This is a genomic window from Microcoleus sp. Pol12A5, assembly GCF_036701435.1.
In the GTDB taxonomy this organism is placed as follows: Bacteria; Cyanobacteriota; Cyanobacteriia; order Cyanobacteriales; family Microcoleaceae; genus Microcoleus.
This window is the reverse complement of record NZ_JAUBQU010000113.1, coordinates 1-19,493: the sequence shown is the minus strand read 5'-3', so window position 1 is coordinate 19,493 and position 19,493 is coordinate 1. Positions and strand designations below refer to the sequence as shown.

16 protein-coding genes and 1 pseudogene are annotated in these 19,493 nt (G+C 45.7%); 11 read left to right on the top strand and 6 right to left on the bottom strand.

What is annotated here, in order from left to right; all coding sequences use genetic code 11:
- Window positions 1-63: 63 nt before the first annotated feature.
- Window positions 64-1,761, bottom strand: coding sequence for a beta-carotene ketolase CrtO (gene crtO, locus QUA45_RS22845; RefSeq protein ID WP_333222192.1), 1,698 nt, complete (start codon window positions 1,759-1,761; stop codon window positions 64-66).
- A gap of 432 nt (window positions 1,762-2,193) precedes the next feature.
- A complete protein-coding gene (locus tag QUA45_RS22840; protein WP_333095839.1) occupies window positions 2,194-3,294 on the bottom strand; it encodes a tetratricopeptide repeat protein in 1,101 nt (366 codons plus the stop codon).
- A 150-nt stretch (window positions 3,295-3,444) separates the two neighbouring features.
- On the opposite strand from QUA45_RS22840, the gene QUA45_RS22835 reads away from it, so the two are divergent.
- The 7 genes from QUA45_RS22835 to pstB all read left to right on the top strand — a co-directional run bounded on the left by QUA45_RS22835 (window position 3,445) and on the right by pstB (window position 9,888).
- Window positions 3,445-3,771: a YbjQ family protein gene (locus QUA45_RS22835; RefSeq protein WP_172184303.1), complete on the top strand. Its 327-nt coding sequence runs from the start codon at window positions 3,445-3,447 to the stop codon at window positions 3,769-3,771.
- A gap of 269 nt (window positions 3,772-4,040) precedes the next feature.
- Window positions 4,041-4,664: a hypothetical protein gene (locus tag QUA45_RS22830; protein WP_333067559.1), complete on the top strand. Its 624-nt coding sequence runs from the start codon at window positions 4,041-4,043 to the stop codon at window positions 4,662-4,664.
- 323 nt (window positions 4,665-4,987) lie between these two features.
- On the top strand, window positions 4,988-6,139 hold the full coding sequence (locus tag QUA45_RS22825; RefSeq protein ID WP_333222191.1) for a sulfate ABC transporter substrate-binding protein: 1,152 nt from the start codon (window positions 4,988-4,990) through the stop codon (window positions 6,137-6,139).
- A gap of 50 nt (window positions 6,140-6,189) precedes the next feature.
- Window positions 6,190-7,179 carry a PstS family phosphate ABC transporter substrate-binding protein gene (locus QUA45_RS22820; RefSeq protein ID WP_333222190.1) on the top strand — a complete coding sequence of 330 codons (990 nt, stop codon included), beginning with the start codon at window positions 6,190-6,192 and terminating at the stop codon, window positions 7,177-7,179.
- An 18-nt stretch (window positions 7,180-7,197) separates the two neighbouring features.
- Entirely contained in the window at window positions 7,198-8,142 is a 945-nt protein-coding gene (gene pstC / locus QUA45_RS22815; RefSeq protein WP_333222189.1) for a phosphate ABC transporter permease subunit PstC, read from the top strand.
- Between the two features lie 5 nt (window positions 8,143-8,147).
- Window positions 8,148-9,044, top strand: coding sequence for a phosphate ABC transporter permease PstA (gene pstA / locus QUA45_RS22810; protein WP_333222188.1), 897 nt, complete (start codon window positions 8,148-8,150; stop codon window positions 9,042-9,044).
- A gap of 37 nt (window positions 9,045-9,081) precedes the next feature.
- Entirely contained in the window at window positions 9,082-9,888 is an 807-nt protein-coding gene (pstB, locus tag QUA45_RS22805; protein ID WP_333095845.1) for a phosphate ABC transporter ATP-binding protein PstB, read from the top strand.
- Window positions 9,889-10,087: 199 nt separating this feature from the next.
- On the opposite strand, the gene metH is transcribed toward pstB, so the two are convergent.
- Window positions 10,088-13,639: a methionine synthase gene (metH, locus tag QUA45_RS22800; protein ID WP_333222187.1), complete on the bottom strand. Its 3,552-nt coding sequence runs from the start codon at window positions 13,637-13,639 to the stop codon at window positions 10,088-10,090.
- 71 nt (window positions 13,640-13,710) lie between these two features.
- Between metH and QUA45_RS22795 the strand changes: the two genes are divergently transcribed.
- Window positions 13,711-13,851: a hypothetical protein gene (locus QUA45_RS22795; protein WP_333222186.1), complete on the top strand. Its 141-nt coding sequence runs from the start codon at window positions 13,711-13,713 to the stop codon at window positions 13,849-13,851.
- 391 nt (window positions 13,852-14,242) lie between these two features.
- On the opposite strand, the pseudogene tnpA reads toward QUA45_RS22795, so the two are convergent.
- Window positions 14,243-14,677, bottom strand: a pseudogene (gene tnpA / locus QUA45_RS22790) (IS200/IS605 family transposase).
- A 51-nt stretch (window positions 14,678-14,728) separates the two neighbouring features.
- Here tnpA and QUA45_RS22785 point away from each other — a divergent pair.
- The 3 genes from QUA45_RS22785 to QUA45_RS22775 all read left to right on the top strand — a co-directional run bounded on the left by QUA45_RS22785 (window position 14,729) and on the right by QUA45_RS22775 (window position 17,716).
- Entirely contained in the window at window positions 14,729-14,929 is a 201-nt protein-coding gene (locus QUA45_RS22785) for a helix-turn-helix domain-containing protein (RefSeq protein WP_333095848.1), read from the top strand.
- A gap of 133 nt (window positions 14,930-15,062) precedes the next feature.
- On the top strand, window positions 15,063-15,797 hold the full coding sequence (locus QUA45_RS22780) for a transposase (protein WP_333222185.1): 735 nt from the start codon (window positions 15,063-15,065) through the stop codon (window positions 15,795-15,797).
- A 794-nt stretch (window positions 15,798-16,591) separates the two neighbouring features.
- The gene (locus tag QUA45_RS22775) at window positions 16,592-17,716 is read left to right on the top strand and encodes an EAL domain-containing protein (RefSeq protein WP_333222184.1); all 1,125 of its coding nucleotides are present in this window, start codon (window positions 16,592-16,594) and stop codon (window positions 17,714-17,716) included.
- Window positions 17,717-17,879: 163 nt separating this feature from the next.
- Here the strand turns inward: QUA45_RS22775 and QUA45_RS22770 are convergent, their stop codons facing one another.
- Window positions 17,880-18,755, bottom strand: a complete 876-nt coding sequence (locus tag QUA45_RS22770) for an SDR family oxidoreductase (RefSeq protein ID WP_333095851.1) — start codon at window positions 18,753-18,755, stop codon at window positions 17,880-17,882.
- Window positions 18,756-18,797: 42 nt separating this feature from the next.
- Window positions 18,798-19,493: exodeoxyribonuclease III (gene xth / locus QUA45_RS22765; protein ID WP_333222183.1), on the bottom strand; the 696-nt coding region annotated here is incomplete at its 5' end.

Below are 19,493 nucleotides of genomic sequence, written 5' to 3'. Positions count from 1 at the left end.
ACAAACAAACGCAGATGTGATTCATCTGCGTTTATCTGCGTTTATCTGCGCTTGCTAAAAATCTTACTTCTCATTACTCCGAAATACCGACTTACCCTTCGCTTTCAGAGTATTAGCCGCATCTGCAAAAGTCTGCGCGAAAGGCTGCTGCGAGTGCATGAAAACGCGAGCGGTATTGCGTCCCGGCATACCCGAAATCGATCCGCCCGGATGCGTTCCCGCCCCCGTGAGAAACAAACCCTCGATCGGTGTTTTGTAATTCGCCAACTCTGGTAAAGGACGGAAAAATATCATCTGATCCAGCGTCATATCAACGTGGTAATAATTCCCCTTCAAAGCACCCAAACGCTCTCCCAATTCTGCCGGACTTTCCACGCGGCGGCCGATAATGGAATTCTTGATATTAGGTGCATATTCTGCTAATTTATCAATGCAGCGATCGGCAACTTTGTTTTTCAGCTCATCCGTCCAACCCGTACCGTGTTGGCCGGTTCCTTCAGCATTTTCGATCATGTAAGGAGCAAAAAATTCAATCCAAGCCGTATGATGTCCGGGGGGAGCCATTGACGGGTCTAGTACTGTCGGAAATACCACATACATCGATGGGTCTGAGTCGGGAATTCTGCCGATTGAAGGGTCGCTGTGAGCGATTTCAACGTGTCTCACCGAGTCTGCAATTAAAACCGAACCGATTAAAAATTCGTCCCGATGATTCCAGCGCTCAAACTTGGGCATTTCATTGAGAGCTAAGTCTATTTTGAGAATAGTCTCGTTATTGTTAACAATTTTGCGCTCCAATCTTTCCCGCAAATCCGGGTCGGCACTGTCAACATCGCTGGAGTCCATTAAGTGCAGAAACAAGCGCTTAGCATCAATATTAGAAATGACACCTTTTGTAGCGCGGTATTCCGTGCCGCCGGCAACTCGAACTCCCACAGCGCGACCATCATCAACTAATATTTTCTCGACGTGCTGGTCGGTAAGTACCACACCCGAGTATTTTTTCACTACATTAAGCAGCGCTTGCACTAATGCACCCGTCCCTCCGCGCGGTCTTGCCATGCCGGGATTGTGCCTCATTGCCAGCATAATTGCGCCTACAGCCAGGGTTTTTTGGGAAGGAGGCGCGCCGAGTTCTGAGGCGAATCTTGCTAGGGGTGCTTTGATAAATTCCTCGTCAAACCACTCGTTAACAATGTCTTCAGCGCTGGTGAGCATCGTGCGAATAAAGTCCAGCGTTTTGTCGGGGGAACCGATGACTGACAATAAATCTTTGATCTTTGAAATATCGTAGTTGCCCAGAATATCTATGATGGATTTTGGTGGCGCATTAAACATCGGAACCATTGCACCTAAAGCCCGCTGCCAAAAGTCTGTATATTCCGCATATTTTTTAGCATCGCGCTCGTTGTAGCGGGCAATTTCAGCACAAGTTTTTTCTACTGATTTGTGCGCTAAGAAATATTTGCCGTCGGGATGCGGACAAAAGGCAACTGGATCGCAGAAAAGATATTCTAAACCGTGTTTTTCCAGTTCTAATTCTTCTACAACTGGTCCTAAATGGATAAATTCGTGGTCGATCGCGCAAAGATTGAATTTAAAATCCGGCAATTCGGGAATCGCAGCTTCGGTAGTTGCCGCCCCGCCGGGAACTGAACGTTTTTCTAACAAGAGGACAGTATATCCAGCTTTCAGCAGGTAAGAGGCACAGACGAGTCCGTTGTGACCTGCGCCTATGATAATGACATCATACGTTTGCATAGATGAAGTTCTAGAGATAGGATATTTTGCTTATTTTACAAATGTTAACAAGTTGGCTGTCTCTACCAATAGAAATAGATTCATTGTCAGTAAGCCGTTTTAGCATATTACAAAAGATGGAGCTTTAACAAAATGCTGTGGTGCGATCGCCCTTATTTATTCTTAAAGTTACAGAGTGGCCGCAGTTCTAAAATCGCGCCAATATTGTACTCTATTTAGCCAGATTTATCGACATTCAATTAAAAAGTGAAGCAAACGAAGTAAGAAGGAAGAAGAAACAGGAAAGGGGGCATAGGAAATAGGCAAGAGAAACAGTTTTGAGATTGCTTTTTTCCTTGCAACACGGCGAGTGGAAGGAGTTAAGCCCTAGTAAAATTACTTACTTCACACTCAAAACTGCTAGCCCATTACCAATTAGTACATTAAAAGATATTACTTGAGTTGCTGTAGCGCCGCCTCAGCTTTTTGCACACCATCATTGTTGCCTTGCTGGCGGTAAGTATCAAGGGCTTGTTGAAAAGCTTCAATTGCTTCAGATTTGCGATCGCGCGCTTTGAGTGCCGTACCCATATTGTAATAAGCTTCTGCCCTGTTTGGATCGAGCTTAATCACTCGCCCAAAAGTGGTAATCGCTCCTAAAAAATCTTGTTTTTCCAGTTGAATTTCCCCGATTCCTGCGTGTGCTTCCACTAAATTTGGTCGCACCGCAATAGCCCGCTGATAAGCTGCCAGCGCTCCGTCTAAGTCATTTTGACCCTTGAGAAGTTCGCCAATTTCTAACTGCACTTCTGGATTGCGGGGCTCCAATTTTGCAGCTTCTTCAAAAGCTGCTAGCCCTTCGGAAGTATAGCCTGCACGCAACAAAGCAGTGCCTAATTTTAACTGGACACCTGCTTGTTTGGGAGCGAGTTCGGCTGCTTGTTGGAGTACGGTGACAGCACTGGCAAAACTTCCCTGCTGGATCAATACTAAACCCATTGAAGAATAAGCTTGCCAATTTTTCGGATCGAGGGCGATCGCCTCTTGGTATGCTTTAAAAGAACCGCTGTAATCTTTTTGCTGAAAGAGTACCACTCCGAGACCGATCCGGGCATTGACATTTTTGCGATCGAGCTGAGCGGCGCGGCGATAAGCTGTGGCTGCTGCGGGATAGTTTTGTAAATTCGCCATAGCATATCCTAAGGCGTATTGGAAGTCAGCATTGTTCGGTTCCAGACCGATAGCTTGTTGGTAAAATTCTACTGAGGCTTGATAGTTGCCTTGACGCGCTTCTAAATAGCCAATACCAGAAAAAATGCGGGGGTTTTCCGTATCTAAACGTGCCGCTTCCTGATAAATGGCGATCGCCTTACTGTAGTCTCCTAAATCTACCAACTCGCGCCCTTGTCGCAGCAGAGCATCTAAATCTGAATTATTTTGAGGTTTGACTTCCACTGACGTTTCTGCTGAGAGCGCTATCTGCGGCGCTGCGACAGCGAGTCCCGCTACTAGCAACGTACTGAATACCAAGAGACTTTGTTTGTTCACGGCCATTTGTTTCAAAGAGTGTGTGGAATGAAAGAGCGAGTTGCTGTCAGCTTAGCAAGCTGACAACTTATGGTTTACCAGGAATCTTTGAGCGGCGAGATGTAGTAAATCTACAGAACAAGACCCACTCAAAATTTTCGCGACTGAGGCCAACTGATGATTGTAACAACAACTGATATCATCCAAGGAGCAGAAATTCAATCTTACCTGGGAATTGTAACTGCTGAGGTTGTCTACGGCACCAATGCCCTGCGAGATTTCTTCGCGGGCATTCGCGACATCATCGGCGGGCGCACCGGCAGTTACGAGGAAGTGTTTCTCAAAGGACAGCGAGATGCCCTCGCGGAACTGGAAAAACGGGCCCAGCGCCTGGGCGCCAATGCCGTAATCGGGGTGGAAGTTGACACCGGCACGATTAATGTAGACTCGAGCGGGGCTTTGCTGCTGATTACTGCCGTTGGAACGGCTGTAAGATTGCGTTAAGCTGTATTTTCTCTATACGTCCGCATTTCCTGTATACGTCCGCGAACTTTTCTAACGGGATAAAATATTCATCACTCATCAGTCATCAATCATCAGTCATTAGCTAATAGCGACTGGCTGAGGGCTGATGACTTTTTCGTTTCTTTCTTCAGACATAGAGACTGGTTATTTCCCCAGGCAGATATAGTTTTTATCAATCTCAGCCACAATCAATGCTTAGGTGAAAGATTCTTAAAAATTAAAGCAACTCTCAGAGGAAAGAAAAACCTATGTCATACGTAAATAGACCTGTAGATAACGTTGGTACCGAACCCGTGGTTGTGAATTCAATGATGGAATACCACGATCGAGTACGTTGGGGCCCGATTTTTTCGGGTTTGGTAATTGCGATCGGCACACAACTGGTGTTAAGTGCATTGGGTGCTGCGATCGGGTTGAGCAACATTGCTAATTCAGGAGCTCCGCGCAGTATTTCAGGCGACGTGGGTACCGGCGTCGGAATTTGGTCAATTATTAGTTTGTTAATTAGCTTGGCCGTTGGCGGTTGGGTAACTGCTCGCGCTTGCGGCCCGATGAACCGCAACACAGCACTTTTAAACGGAGCAATTTTGTGGGCAACTACCTTAACAATTGGCTCTTGGCTGTTAGCAAATGGCGTGGCCGGTACTTTTGGTGTCATCGCTGCGAATGCGGGAGAAGCAATTAATCAAGCGCAGCAGGGCGGGGTCGATTTGCCGAACCGAGCACCTAACGTATCTGCTCAGGATGCTCGCAATATTGCTGGTAATGCTGCAAAAGCTGGTTGGTCGTTTTTGTTCGGCTCACTATTGGGTTTAGTTGCTTCGATGGTAGGAGCATCCGCCGGCGCTCGCACTCCCCGGAATTACTCATAAAAGTTTCGTCAGATACGGAAATTTCATATTCATGAAAGCACTTTTTTTTAAGGTGCTTTTTTGTTAGTTTCTCGTTCCCAGGTTCTACCGGGGAACGCATTTCTTGAGGCTCTGCCTCCAGGTTTTTAAGTTAGTCAGTTCTAACTGTTGAGCGACCACGGCGGGCGGGTGTGAGTTTGGACTCTTTGTCATGGTAGCGGTAGGTTAAGACAATTTATTAAAAAAATATTAAAAAAACTGAAGACTCTAATTTGAAGACTCTATACTCCTAAGAATAACTACGCAAAGCCGATCAAAATACCGTAGTTAAAGAAAAAGTATCGGTGAATCAACAACAAGTTTGGCAAAATTCAGTGACTTTGATCGTTCAGTCTCTAAAATTTGCGATCGCAGCCAGTTCCCAAGTGGTGCGATTTTCAGGGCAATTTATCAAACAAGCCCAGCATCTAAAACGCTCAGTCCAAGCGTACATCGTCTTGTTTTTACTAGGTGTAATTCTAACTGCGTCAATTGCTGCTTGCTCTGCAGCAAGTGGGGCCAATCAAAGCGAGGTCAAGCTCAACCTAGTTTCCTTCTCAGTGACGAAAGCGGCCCATGACCAAATCGTCCCTAAATTTATTGAAAAGTGGAAGAAAGAGCACAATCAAAACGTGATTTTTGAACGCAGTTATGGCGGGTCTTTAGCGCAAACCGACGATATCATTGCCGGCAAACAAGAAGCCGATGTGGTGCATCTTGCCCTCCCATTGGATGTAGTTCGCATCGAAGAAGCTGGTTTGATTAATTTTGGCTGGGAGGACAGAGTTCCTAGACGGGGAGTAGTTAGTCATTCTGTGGCGGCAATTGTCACCCGAGAAGGCAACCCCAAAAATATTCAAACTTGGGCAGATTTAGCCAATGAAGATGTAAACGTGATTGCAGCAAATCCTCAAACATCGGGTATTGGCGTTTGGCAATTTTTAGGTCTGTGGGGGTCAGTAACCCAAGAAGGAGGCGAACCTCAACAAGCCCTTGATTTTGTGGGCAAAATCTATAAAAAGATTCCCACCCTAACCAAAGATGCCCGCGAAGCCAGCGACTTATTCTTCCAACAAGGTCAGGGAGATGCCTTAATCACCTATGAAAATGAAGTGATTTTAGCTGGAACGAACCGACCCAAAACCAGTTACTTTGTTCCTCCCCTCAATATCTCTATCGATAATCCTGTGGCAATAGTTGATAAAAACGTTGATAAGCATGGAACGAGAGAAGTGGCAGCAGCCTTTGTCGATTTTCTCTATTCAGACGAAGCTCAGCAAGAATTCGCCAAATTAGGCTACCGTTCGGTCAATCCCTTTATCGCTCAAAGCGCACACGTGCAATTTCCCCCAATTAAAACTTTGTTCAATGCTCAAGATTTAGGAGGGTGGCCTTCTATCAAAGAGAAGTTTTTTGCAAGCGGTGCCATCTTTGACCAAATTAAGGGAAAGTTCTGAACCTAAACGCCTAATTCACTTTCATTTTTCCAAACTTACACTCAAATGCTATGAAATTTTCTCGTTGGTTTTACCTAATCCCTCTCATCGTTATGGGCAACCTGATGACGAGTTGTGGCAATTCAGCAGATAAGGAACAGCAAATCAGTATTGATGGTGGTGCTGTGGGCTTTAGCGTTTCCCTCGCCGTCGCCGAAGAATACCAAAAACTTTATCCCAATGCCCAAGTCAGCGTCGCGGCCAGTGGCACAGGGGGAGGGTTTAGCAAGTTTTGTGCTGGAAACCTTGAGATTGCGGGGGCTTCTCGCACCATCAGAGAGGAAGAAATCAAAAAATGTGCCGACAAAGGAATCGAATTTATTGAACTGCCGATGGCACTTGATGGTCTTGCGGTAGTGGTTAATAAGGAAAATAACTTTGCCAAATGTCTGACAATTAAAGAATTAGACATAATGTGGAATGCCAAATCTGAAGGCAAGATTACCAGTTGGAAGCAAATCAATCCCGACTTTCCCGACGAAAAACTGTTGCTGTTTGCCCCTCCTTCCGATACAGGAACCTTTGATTATTTCACCCAAGCCGTTACGGGTAAAAGGAAAAATAGCCGTACCGACTTTACCCCCAGCCGCAACCAAAATACCCTCGTTCAAGGGGTGATTGGCAATAAATCGGGAGTGGCCTATCTGGGAATTGCCTTCTTGCTCCAAAACCAAGACAAATTGAACGGGGTGGCGATTGAAAATGCGGATGGAAAATGTGTTAAACCAGTTCCCCTTGATAACGTTCTGAGAAATATCTATAGCCCCCTCTCTCGCCCCCTCTTTATCTACGTCAATAAAAAAGCCCTTGAAACCAATTCTTCCCTGGAAAGATTCGTGAAATTCTATCTAGAAAATTCTTGGAAATGGGTAGATGGTGTGGGCTATGTGCCGTTACCTGATGAAGCTTATGTGAAAACTAAGCAAAAATTTGAGCGGCGTGAAACGGGAACGAAATTCAAAGAAGCCAAACCCGGTGAATCCATTACTAACTTTATTTAAGGAGGAAATCTCAAGCCCATGACCCTAACTCCTAGTTCCTTTGATGACTCCCTTTTCGCTGCGGATGACTCCTTGCTTAAGAAGGGTTCGGAAGATGTCCCAGAAAAGATTATTGGTGCGGTTTTATTTGCCTGTGCCTTCGTGTCCGTTGCCACAACCTTTGGTATTGTCTGGATCATTTTCCAAGAGACTTTGGGTTTTTTCCAAGAAGTTTCTTTAGCCCAGTTTTTTCTGGATACCCGATGGACTCCCCTGTTTGCCGAACCCCATTTTGGCATCTGGCCGCTGCTGAACGGAACGTTTTTAACCTCTGCGATCGCTATGGCTGTGGCGGTTCCTTTGGGTTTGTCTTCAGCCATTTACCTGAGTGAATATGCCCAACCGAAAGTGGCAGCCGTGTTACGCCCTGCTGTGGAGTTATTGGGCGGAATTCCCACAGTAGTTTATGGTTACTTTGCTTTGCTTTTTGTCACTCCGGTTCTGCGGCATCTTTTCCCCTTAGAGATTTTTAATGCCCTCAGCGCTGGGTTAATGATGGGCATTATGATCACCCCCACCGTCGGTTCCATCAGCTTAGATGCCATTCAATCGGTTCCCCGTTCTCTGCGGGAAGGTTCCTATGCCTTGGGCATTACCAAACTAGAAACCATTTTTAAAGTTGTTCTTCCGGCAGCCTTGTCTGGGATTATGGCTTCGATTATTTTAGGCGTTTCCCGCGCAGTCGGAGAAACCATGACCGTTCTGATTGCGGCTGGATCGCAGCCTCGCCTGACTGTCAATTTCATGGAATCCGTCGCCACCCTAACCGCTTTTATGGCGGAGATTTCGGGGGGAGATAGTCCCAGGGGTAGCCTCAGTTTTAAGACTTTGTATGCGGTGGGAGCAGTTCTGTTCGTGATTACATTGTCTCTCAATATGGTCAGCTTCTGGATTTCTAGTCGCTTTAAGGAAAAATACGACTGATTGCTATGATTAAATCAACTCGAACAAACAATTCCGTCAACACTGCCGAATTTACCGATAACCTAGAACGCCGAGAAGCGATCGGCAAAGTCTTTGAGTATCTATTCTTAATTGGGTTACTCATCGGTTTATTTGTCCTCGCCTTACTGGTTATTAATATCCTTCATGATGGACTTAGCAGATTGCTAACACCGGGGTTTCTCACGGAAACGCCTTCCCGTTTTGCCGAACGCGGAGGTATCCGTCCAGCCATTATTGGGAGTTTCCTTCTGGGACTAATCGTCCTTCTGGTTGCGGTTCCCATTGGGGTAGGGGCTGCTTTGTACCTAGAGGAATATGCCCCTAAAAAGTGGTGGACTGCCGTGATTGAGATAAATATTGGGAATTTAGCGGGGATTCCTTCTATTGTCTATGGCTTACTGGGTTTAGGGGTCTTTAACTATTTACTAGGGTTTGGGCCTACCTTGATTTCCGGGGCATTAACCCTTGCCCTATTGTCTCTACCTGTCATTATCGTCACGGCGAGGGAGGCCATCCGCGCCGTTCCCGATTCCCTGAGAAATGCTTCCTATGGACTGGGAACTACCAAATGGCAAACCATTCAACACCATGTCTTACCCTATGCCATTCCCGGAATTCTTACGGGGGTGATTATTTCTGTTTCCCGCGCCATGGGGGATGCTGCTTCTTTGGTGGTCGTGGGTGCTGTCAGTTTCCTGACGTTTAATCCGGGTTTATTCCAACGATTTATGGCGTTACCCATTCAAATTTTCAGCTATATCACTCGTCCTGAACCAGGGTTTGCCAGTGCAGCCGCAGCGACGATTATTGTGCTGATTATCTTGATTTTGGCGCTTAATGGCGTCGCTATCTATCTGCGCCAACGCTATTCCAGCCATTAATTAACTTGAGTTGTCAAGATTAAGGAGACTATTTCAGATGACTGACAGTAATAGCCAACTCAACACGGACGATAGTGCGTTTGATGCAGAAGGCGTAAAGGTTTATTACAGTGGCTTTTTAGCCCTGGTCGATGTCTATATCAAAATTCCCCGTCAAAAAATTGTGGCCTTTATCGGCCCTTCAGGCTGTGGCAAAAGTACCTTATTGCGTTGCTTCAATCGCATGAATGATTTAATCCCTGGTGCCAAGGTGGAAGGGAAACTCATTTACCGCAACCGTAATATTTACGATCCGCAAGTTAATCCCGTCAAATTGCGGCGACAGGTGGGAATGGTGTTTCAAAGGCCGAATCCGTTTCCCAAGAGCATTTATGAAAATATTGCCTATGCCCCGAGAACCAACGGATATCAAGGAAATCTAGATGAATTAGTGGAATCTTCCCTCACACAAGCAGCTATCTGGAAAGAGGTTAAGGATAAACTGCAAGAGAAAGGAACGGCGTTATCGGGGGGACAACAACAAAGGCTTTGTATTGCTCGCGCGATCGCCATGAAACCCGATGTTTTATTGATGGATGAACCTTGTTCTGCTCTCGACCCCATTTCTACGCGACAGGTCGAAGAACTGTGCTTAGAACTTAAGGAACGATACACAATTATTACGGTGACTCACAATATGCAACAAGCGTCAAGAATCGCGGATTGGACGGCTTTTTTCAATACAGAAACGGACGATCAAGGCAAACGGCGCGGCAAATTGGTGGAGTTTGGTCCCACTGAACAAATTTTCGGTTCTCCCCAAACCAAAGAAGCCGAAGAGTACATTAGTGGACGCTTTGGTTAAACGCAAGTGTCAGATTTAGGCGTTACGCATTGTCAGCAATGACATTACCTTGTCAGCCAATACTCCGGACAGTTTTGGGAACGATACTACAAGCTTTACGGCTGTAAGTGGAGCCACAGCCTCCGGAGCTGCGTTACCAGGAAGAGCCTGGTAACGGGTATAATTCACCGAGGAATGTGCGCGCGGCGCACCCTAGAAATTAAGCGGTGAAGTATTTGGCTGCTGGGTGATAGGTGATAATTGCGGTTGTTGATTGTTCGGGATAAAGTTGTTCGCTTTCATCCATGTAGAGGTTGATGCGATCGCACTTTAACAATTCCAGTTGCTTGTACTGATCCGCCATGTTCGGACAAGCGGGATAGCCGAAACTGTACCGCGAACCGCGATATCTTTGCGCTAGCATATCGCGAATGTTGTCCGGTTCTTCGCTAGCAAATCCCAATTCGCGCCGAATTCGCGCGTGAGTCCATTCTGCTACGGCTTCCGCTGTCTGTACCGCTAATCCGTGAAAGTAGAGATAGTCGCTATATTGATTGTTAGCAAATAGCTGTTGCGCGTACTCTGTAGCAATTTCTCCCACTGTTGCTACTTGCATGGGAAATACATCGATTTTACCCGATTCTTTGGGCGCGAAAAAGTCGGCAATGCACAGCCTGCGCCCCGATTTTTGGCGGGGAAATGTGAATGTTGCAGCGGGTGTCGATACATTTTGCCCCCCATTCATAATTTCCGGGTCGTACAAATGCAAAGAATTGCCTTCAGCTTGACAGGGAAAATACCCGTAAATTGCTTGCGGATGCAGTAACTTTTCGGTGATAATTTTGTGTTTCCACTCTTCCAATATGGGATAAACTTTCTCAGCTAAGAAAGCATCGTATTCTTCCCGCGATTGGTCTTTGGGCTTGCGGAACTGCCACTGACCGGCAACTAAAGCTTGCAAATCTAAGTGCCAGAAAATCTCCTCAAAGGGGATGTCTTCTCCCTGCAACAGTTTCGTTCCCCAGAAAGGAGGAGTCGGGCGATCGATATCTGCTGCAACTGCTTCGGATCGCCTGGTATCTATCACCACAGGAGTGTCTGCTTTCTTCGCATCTTCTACAGTAGTTTCTGGCGAAGCTTTAGCTTCTTTAACCGCCCCATTATCCTGCCCTATTTCATCTAAAAACCCTTGCAAATCTTCCCATTTACCAGCAGATTTTGCTGGCATGAGTTTGTCCATAAAGTGCAAGTCAGAAAACGCATCTTTGCCGTAAACGACTTTACCTTTGTAGGTATTTTGGCAGTCTTCATGCACAAACTTGGGAGTCAAAGCTGCGCCGCCCAAAATTACCGGAACCGTGATTCCTTTCTGGTTGAATACTTCCAGATTTTCTTTCATAAATGCGGTGGATTTTACCAGCAAGCCGCTCATGGCGATACAGTCGGCTTTGTGCTTTTCGTAGGCTTCGATGATATTGTCAACTGACTGTTTAATACCCAAGTTAATCACTCGGTAGCCGTTGTTTGATAGGATAATATCAACTAAGTTTTTGCCAATGTCGTGAACGTCGCCTTTGACAGTAGCGATGATGAATGTTCCTTTGGCGTTGTCCCCGGATTCGGACTTTTCCATGTGCGGTTCTAAATAGGCAACTGCCGCTTTCATTGTTTCTGCTGACTGCAATACAAATGGCAGTTGCATCTGTCCGGAACCGAACAATTCTCCGACTACTTTCATGCCGTCTAGCAAGAAGGTATTGATAATGTGGAGGGGCGGATAGGTTTCTAATGCTTTGGCGAGTTGGATGTCGAGCCCTATGCGTTCGCCGTCGATGATGTGCTGCTTGAGGCGTTCTTCCACCGGGAGGTTTGCGTCTTCTGTACGATCGCGCTTGGTAGTTTTGCCCGCAAACACCGTTGTCAGGTCGCCCAAGGGGTCGTAAACGCAAATTTCTCCGTCAAACTCCCGTTCGTCGTAAATCAGTTTACGGCAGATTTCTTGGTGTTGGGGGTCGATTTTGGCGAGGGGCAAAATCTTATTAGCGCTGACAATAGCCGAGTCCATCCCGGCTTGCATTGCTTCGTGCAAAAACATGGAATTCAAGACTTGCCGCGCCGCCGGATTCAAACCGAAGGAAATGTTAGAAACTCCTAAAATTACGTGACATCCTGGCAATTCTTGGCGGATGCGGCGGATGGATTCGATGGTAGCTTTGCCGTTTTTTCTGTCTTCTTCAATCCCGGTGGAAATGGGCAAAGCTAGGGTGTCAAAAAAGATTTCCTCGGCGGGAATTCCGTAGGCGACGGCGGCGTTATATGCGCGTTGGGCGATCGCAAATTTTTTGTCTGCGGTTCTCGCCATTCCGTCTTCGTCAATTGTACCGATAACTATGCCCGCGCCGTATTTTTTCGCCAACTCTAAAACTTGATAAAAACGCGGTTCTCCGTCTTCGTAGTTAGTGGAATTCAGCAAACATTTGCCGCCCGCAACTTTTAAGCCTGCTTCCATCTTTTCCCATTCGGTGGAATCCAGCATTAAAGGGAGAGTTGCATTAGTCACAACGCGGGAAACTAATTCTTTCATGTCGCGCACGCCGTCGCGGCCGACATAATCAACGTTGACATCGAGAATGTGCGCGCCTTCTCGCACTTGTTCCCTGGCCATTGCGACTAAACCGTCCCAGTCTTCGGCGTTTAGTAAATCGCGGCATTTTTTGGAACCGCTGGCGTTGAGTCTTTCGCCGACAATTAAGAAGGAATTCTCTTGTTCGTAGGGTTGGGCGGTGTAAATTGAAGCGGCGGAAGGTTCCCAAGTAAATTCGCGGATTTTGGGTTTAAGAGTTTTGCCAATTTCTGATAGTTCGCGGATGTGATCGTAGCGGGTGCCGCAGCAGCCGCCGATGACTTGCACGCCTAAGTCTTCGACAAAGCGCATCAAGGCCATCTTTAATTCTATGGGCGTTAGTTTGTAGTGCGCGTGCCCGCCGATGTTTTCGGGTAAACCAGCGTTGGGAACGCAGGAAACGACGAAGGGCGAATGTTCGGAAAGGTATTTGACGTGTTCGGCCATGCGATCGGGCCCGGTGGCGCAGTTGAGGCCTAAAATGTCGATCGGGTACGGCTGCAAAATGGCTAGGGCGGCGCTGATGTCGGAACCGACTAACATTGTGCCGGTGGCTTCCATTGTGACTGATACCATTAACGGAATTCGCGCGCCTTTTTTCTTAAATACTTCTTCAATGGCATTTAATGCTGATTTAATTTGCAGCACATCTTGACAAGTTTCGACAATAAATAAGTCAACGCCGCCGTCATAAAGTCCTTCTGCTTGTTCGGCAAAAGCGGCGGTGAGAGTGTCAAAATCGATGTGTCCTAATGTTGGCAATTTGGTGCCTGGCCCGATCGATCCTGCGACAAATCGAGGTTTTTCTGGGGTGGAAAATTCGGCGGCGATACCCTTAGCGAGTTCGGCTGCCGTTTTGTTGAGATAATATGCTTTGTCTGCCAAATCGTACTCGGCGAGAACGATGGAAGCCCCGCCAAAGGTGTCTGTTTCGATGACATCGGCCCCTGCTTCGAGGAATCCCCGGTGCACGTTGGCGACTGCTTCCGGTTTGGTGTGGACGAGATATTCGTTGCAGCCTTCGTATTCTTTGCCGCCAAAGTCTTCTGCGGTGAGGTTTTGGACTTGCAGGTTGGTTCCCATCGCGCCGTCGAAGACGATGACGGGGCGCGAGGGGTGGTGGAGTCGATCGAGGAATCTGCTATTCATAAGCGGTCAAAAAAAACGCAGGTGCTATATATTTACAATTTTATCTATTGTGCAATATTGTCAACAATTATGTGACTGTTGGCAAACGACTAATTACTGAAGGATTTAATGCTGCTGACAATAGTTCGATCGTACCTGTAATTTTACCGATCGCCCTGGATAATTGTCAAAATTCTGTTGTGGGTGAGGCTGCGGGGGGAACAACGGGCTAGTTGTGAGGGATTTTTTCGCTTAACTGTTGAGGAATTTGGCGAAAATGCGATCGAAATAATTAAACGAGTGATGTTTAAGGGTGATTTAATTCTCGGCTGTCTCGTAGTTAAGCTGATAACTACGATTGCTACTCCTGGTGCAAGTAATGGTTTGAATGTTTGTTCTACTAAGAGACGGAATTCGATCGGAACCCATTGCTTGTTCATCAGATGTTTCCTTGATTAGTAAAAGAACTGATTGAAGAATGGTTGGTACCGAAGAAGCGATAGCAAATGGAATTAAGTGGGTACCTGCACAGCTATCTTTATGGATAACTCGAAAAATTCACAAATTAGGTTGTCGGATGGTCTTAAGGGTGTAGAAACAGCAAACATTGTTACATCAGGATAATTATGACCAAGAAATTGGGATACAAGCCCCTTCTTCAATAGCCGGCTTTTCTTGATTTCTAATATAATCCTTTAAAATCTCTAAAAGCGCACGCCCTACAGAAACAGCAAAATAACTAGGACTTCATAATGCTTCCTTGTGGGGCTTCTTATGTCCAGCCTGTCCGTAGCGACGGCTAGAGACCCCCTTTAATGCGTTAACTATTTGAGAGATAGACAACTTGGGCGGATACTCAATCAGCGCGCGAATATGATGGCCATCGCCCTTGAATTCCAGCACTTGAAAATTCATTTTTTCTGCCACATCTCGAAACGACTTTTCAATCAAATCAATACTTTCAACTGTAAATATAGACCGACGATACTTTGTAACACAGACCAAGTGTATTGTAAGTTCTGTAACAGAATGGCGTTCCCGCCGGTAAACAGTGGTCATACTTTGCAAACCAATATATAATTCGACCTACAGACCAATATCAATATAACCATGAAAACAAGGTTTCGTTACAGATTCTATCCAACAAGTCAACAGCATGAGAGCTTACCTCAGTTGTTTAGATGCGTCTGGGTAGTCGGGAACGATGGTCTAGCTCTGTGCAAACCGTCTCAAAAAAAGCCAAGTTCGGTTGAATTACAAAAAGTAGTAATAACCAGACGAAAAAGACCGAAAAAATTTTTGGTTAAGTGAAGCTTCTAACATTCATTCACAGCAGTCTCTAGCTGATTTGGAAGCAGATTTCAAGAACTTTTTCAACTGCTGTAAAGGAAAGCGGAAAGATCGTAAAGTTCGGTATCCTCAATAAAAAAACACACACAGCCCATTGTCGCGATTTAGGATTGGACGTTTTTCCTTTAAGAATGGCGGTGTCTATCTAGCTAAAATTGGTATCGTCAACCCAGTCTGGTCAAGAAGTCTCCCGTCTCAACCTAGCTTCGTCACAGTAATCAAAAATTGTGCAAATCGCTATTTTCTGAGTTTTGTCGTAGAAGTTCAACCAATTCAATCTGAGGTGAAAAACCATAGTATCGGAATTGACTTAGGGATGAAAACTTTGGCAGTGATGAGCAATGGTGAAAAAGCTGAAATTCCTATTTATAAGAAGTTAGACCGAAAAGCTCGTAAACTCCAACGCAAATTAGCCCGTCAGCTAAAACATTCTCAAAGAAGAAATGTAACTCGAATCAAGATTGCTAAATTACATAATCCCATTGCCGATACCCGTCAAGATTTCCTGAATAAAGTGTCAACCAAAATAGTCAAGCAAAACCAAGGGATTATTCGGGAAGATTTGAAGGTGTCAGGAATGCTGAAGAATCGGAAACTATCAAAGACGATTAGCCAACAAGAATGGAGAGAATTTAGAACTCTCTGTGAAGCCAAATCCGAGAAATTTGGCAGAGATTTTCAAGTAATTAGTAGGTGGGAACCTACTAGCCAAGTCTGTGCGGACTGTGGCTTTAACTGGGGAAAAATTGATCTGTCTATCCGTTCATTGCTTTGCATGAGTTGTGGCACTGAGCAAGACAGAGATGAGAATGGGGCTAAAATTAGATAGAAAGTCGGGATGGGGAATCGGCACGACTCTAAACGGGCGCAGAGGGTTTGTCAGATTAGCAACGGTTAGCAGAACCCTATGAAGTGTCAAGAATCACCCCACCTTCAGGTCGGTGAGTATTTTAATGAGTTAGATTTTTCGTTCATCTTTCGCTCAATTGTCCATCTTACTGAGTCTGCTTATCGTGTAAAGCTTACAGCAGGTCACTCAGTTTTCGCTCAGACGCAGAACAGGTTCCCTAGATTGAGCGAGGGTAGGAGCTAGGATGGCGGAAAGTGGTAAAATAAGTCAGAAAGATTAATTCAAATCCTGTCATCCAGATTATAAAATTAAACTGGATATTCCGGAGCAAGTGAGTTTGTTTTGGGCGATCGTCCGGGTGTGTATATTTCGGGTTGGAATAAATTAATCGATCGGGCGATCGAGGGTTTTAATTCCCCTTTGCTAAAAAATCAACTGTAGCCACTGTTTTGGCAAAGGGAATTATAGAATAAAACGTAAACAATCAGAGCAGCAGTAGAGAATAGAGAACAAGTCTTTGTCTTCTCCCTCTGTGATGATTTGGAACAGTGTTTAATAACAGCTAGTTGCTCTATGCTGAGAACTTTGACTAAGGTTTGAAACCGGAGGCAAGTATAAATACTGCAATAATGTATAAATATTGCAATAATTCTTAAATACCCGTTCATCAAGATTTACATCTTGAGATAGATGAATTAATAGGTGAATGAGCTTATAATAAAATTTACTTGTTAGCGTGCCTAAAATTAACCCAAAAACCGGAGGATATTCCAATGCAAATAAGTCGCAAAGGCTTCGGCTCGTGCTCTCGCTGCGAAACAGTACCCGCAAAAATAGAGAGCAGCGGAGGTCTATACCTGTGGTTTCCCGTATCGCACACGCTGACCAAGGTTATTTCTGCACTGGGTAAGGCTAAACTTGAATTCCGGCTTTTAGAAGAGAGCAAGTGCTTGTACGTTATCCTTGAGGGAATAGCGAGAGAAGATTTTAGCGCCCTAGCGTCATCGGTGCTGACAACTCAAGAGTTGAAAGAGACAAAAGTTTTGTGGATGCGCGAAGTTGAACAGCCAAAACTTAGCGATTTTTATCGCAGCACTTCCTTAGACTCTTTTATTAATTTGAGTAACTCTGATTGGCTGTTAGATTTATTGTACGAAGAACGCATTACGACGCATTTTCAGCCCATTGTTTACACCTCAGATACTTCTAAAATTTTTGCCCATGAAGCACTACTCCGAGGAATTGACGAGCAGGGAAACTTAATTTATCCGGGTCGGATTTTTGCCCAAGCAGAATCAGCAGGCATAATTTTTCAACTAGATGCTTTGGCCCGGACTCGCGCTATTCGAGAAGCCCATGTTTACAATCTCAAAGAACTACTTTTTATTAATTTTTCTCCTACTTCAGTTTACGATCCCGCTACGTGCCTGCGAATGACGGTGCGGGCGATTGATGAAGCTGGAATTCCCCACAGCAATATTGTTTTTGAGGTAGCCGAATCTCAGCACCCTCCCGATATCGATCACTTGATTAAGATTCTGAGGTTTTACCGGGAGGCGGGATTTTTAATTGCCCTGGACGATTTTGGTAGCGGTTCTTCTAATTTAAATTTGATGCACCAACTGCGTCCAGATTTTATTAAGTTGGATATGCAATTGATTCGCAACGTCCATCAAGATTATTATAAGGCACTCATTACGGAAAAGATGTTAGAAATTGCTGCTCAATTAGAAATTAAAACAGTGGCTGAAGGTGTGGAAACTTTGGAGGAGTTTGAGTGGGTGCGAGAACGGGGAGCAACTTTGGTTCAAGGTTATTTGATTGCTAAGCCGACTTCTCCGCCGATCGCAGTTACGAGCTATATTGGTGGTGTTGAAGCAGTGCCTATGTCTGCTTAAATGGTTTTCAGTTGCGATTTAGAGCTACCTTTTGCTCGTACCCCAGAGCCGGGGGACGCATATCGGGAGGCTTTGCCTCCATTAAAATGAGACAAGATTTTGAAGGCAGAGCCTCCCGATATTCATTACCAGGCAGAGCCTGGTAACGAGGATAACTAGCATTTTAAACGCTCAAATTGCGTCGCAGAAAGCTTTCTAAGGATTCCATTCTCATGCCGTAGATTGATTCCAAGTTTTGCACTTCTTCGGGAGTGCAGAAATACTCGTTACCCAGCAATACCCGCAAAGTTCCTAAGTCTTTTTGAGCTTGAGGATTCAATAAACCCAAGGCATTTCTCAAACCGTCAAACACAACCAGCGGCGGGTTGATTACCATCGGTTCGCGATTGAATAAGCGTCCAAAAATCCGGGGAATGTCGTCTCTTGTCAGCACATCCGGGCCACCGACTCGCAGAATTTGGTTGCGGGCGCCTTCGACTGTTGAGGAGTCGGCGGCAATCTTTGCTAAGTCGTCGGTACTGACAACAGAGGTGCGGTTTTTGCCGTCGCCAATCAGCAGGTAAAGTCCGGTTTCTCGAAATCTTTCTGCTAGCGGTAACAAGCTGGAAGCAAAACCTGCAGGCCGCAAGATTGTATAATTCAAGCCGCTGTTTTGCAGGTATTTTTCTACTTCTCGCTTGGCTTTGAATACTGCGGAATCTTCGTATCCCCGATCGACTCCCAGTACCGAAATAAAGACAAAGTGCTGCACTCCGGCTTCTTTGGCGCAGTCGATCAATTCTATGTTAGCGCGGTAGTGTACTGCTTGAACGTCGCCGCCGGTGCCGTGGCTGCTGATGATGTATTGCACTCCTTGGCAGGCTTTTTTAATATCTTTGTCTTGTTTTAAGTCGCCGATAAAAATCTCGGCGCCTCGGTTTTCTAGTTCTGAGTAGCGAGATGCGAGGCGAACGAATGCGCGGACAGGCTTCTCTTGCTGTCTGATTTCTCGTACAATTCGGCGGCCTAGTGCGCCTGTTGCTCCAGTTACTAAGAACATAATTTTTAGTTGTTGGTTGTTATTAACCTTATAACCGATAGATCAAATTTCGACAATTACGGGGGCGTGGTCGCTGGGTTTGATTAATTTTCTGGGAGCAATATCTATTGTACAGTTTTTTGCTTGTTCGTAGAGGGGAGGGCTGAGATAATGGTGGTCGATTCTCCAGCCGTTGTTGCGGGGAAATGCGGCGGCGCGATAGTCCCACCAACTATAATGGCCGCCTTCTGAGGTGAATTTGCGAAAGGGGTCGTTTAATCCTAATTCTATGATTTCTGTGAGTGCGAGGCGCTCGGCGACAGACAAGCCGACGGAGTTAGCATTGGCTTTGGGATTGTGGATATCTCGATCGTCCGGGACGATGTTGAAGTCGCCGCAAATGCACAAGTTGGGGGATTTATCCAGTGCTATTTTGAGGTATTCTTGCAGCAGTTTGAGCCACTTTAGTTTGTACTCATATTTCTCGCTGCCAACTTCGGAACCGTTGGGAACGTATACGCAAATAATGCAAATATCGTCTATAACCCCGGCTATTAGGCGTTTTTGTTCGTCAAAAATATCTGCGGTTTTGTCGCCGAGAAGGGGGGAAAATCCGGTGTTGATTTGCGTTAGGGGCGATCGGCTAAAAATGGCAACGCCGTTGTAGGATTTTTGACCGGAAATGTAGCAGTTGTAGCCCAGGTTGATGAAGGGTTCTAGGGGGAAGTCTTTATCGGGAACTTTGGTTTCTTGGAGGCA

Excerpts from the sequence above, each read along its gene's own strand:
- crtO (WP_333222192.1), bottom strand. The coding sequence starts at position 1,761 with ATGCAAACGTATGATGTCATTATCATAGGCGCAGGTCACAACGGACTC.
- pstA (WP_333222188.1), top strand. The coding sequence starts at position 8,148 with ATGATTAAATCAACTCGAACAAACAATTCCGTCAACACTGCCGAATTT.
- QUA45_RS22835 (WP_172184303.1), top strand. The coding sequence starts at position 3,445 with ATGATTGTAACAACAACTGATATCATCCAAGGAGCAGAAATTCAATCT.
- QUA45_RS22840 (WP_333095839.1), bottom strand. The coding sequence starts at position 3,294 with ATGGCCGTGAACAAACAAAGTCTCTTGGTATTCAGTACGTTGCTAGTA.
- metH (WP_333222187.1), bottom strand. The coding sequence starts at position 13,639 with ATGAATAGCAGATTCCTCGATCGACTCCACCACCCCTCGCGCCCCGTC.
- QUA45_RS22770 (WP_333095851.1), bottom strand. The coding sequence starts at position 18,755 with ATGTTCTTAGTAACTGGAGCAACAGGCGCACTAGGCCGCCGAATTGTA.
- pstB (WP_333095845.1), top strand. The coding sequence starts at position 9,082 with ATGACTGACAGTAATAGCCAACTCAACACGGACGATAGTGCGTTTGAT.
- QUA45_RS22785 (WP_333095848.1), top strand. The coding sequence starts at position 14,729 with ATGAAAACAAGGTTTCGTTACAGATTCTATCCAACAAGTCAACAGCAT.
- QUA45_RS22820 (WP_333222190.1), top strand. The coding sequence starts at position 6,190 with ATGAAATTTTCTCGTTGGTTTTACCTAATCCCTCTCATCGTTATGGGC.
- pstC (WP_333222189.1), top strand. The coding sequence starts at position 7,198 with ATGACCCTAACTCCTAGTTCCTTTGATGACTCCCTTTTCGCTGCGGAT.
- QUA45_RS22830 (WP_333067559.1), top strand. The coding sequence starts at position 4,041 with ATGTCATACGTAAATAGACCTGTAGATAACGTTGGTACCGAACCCGTG.
- QUA45_RS22775 (WP_333222184.1), top strand. The coding sequence starts at position 16,592 with ATGCAAATAAGTCGCAAAGGCTTCGGCTCGTGCTCTCGCTGCGAAACA.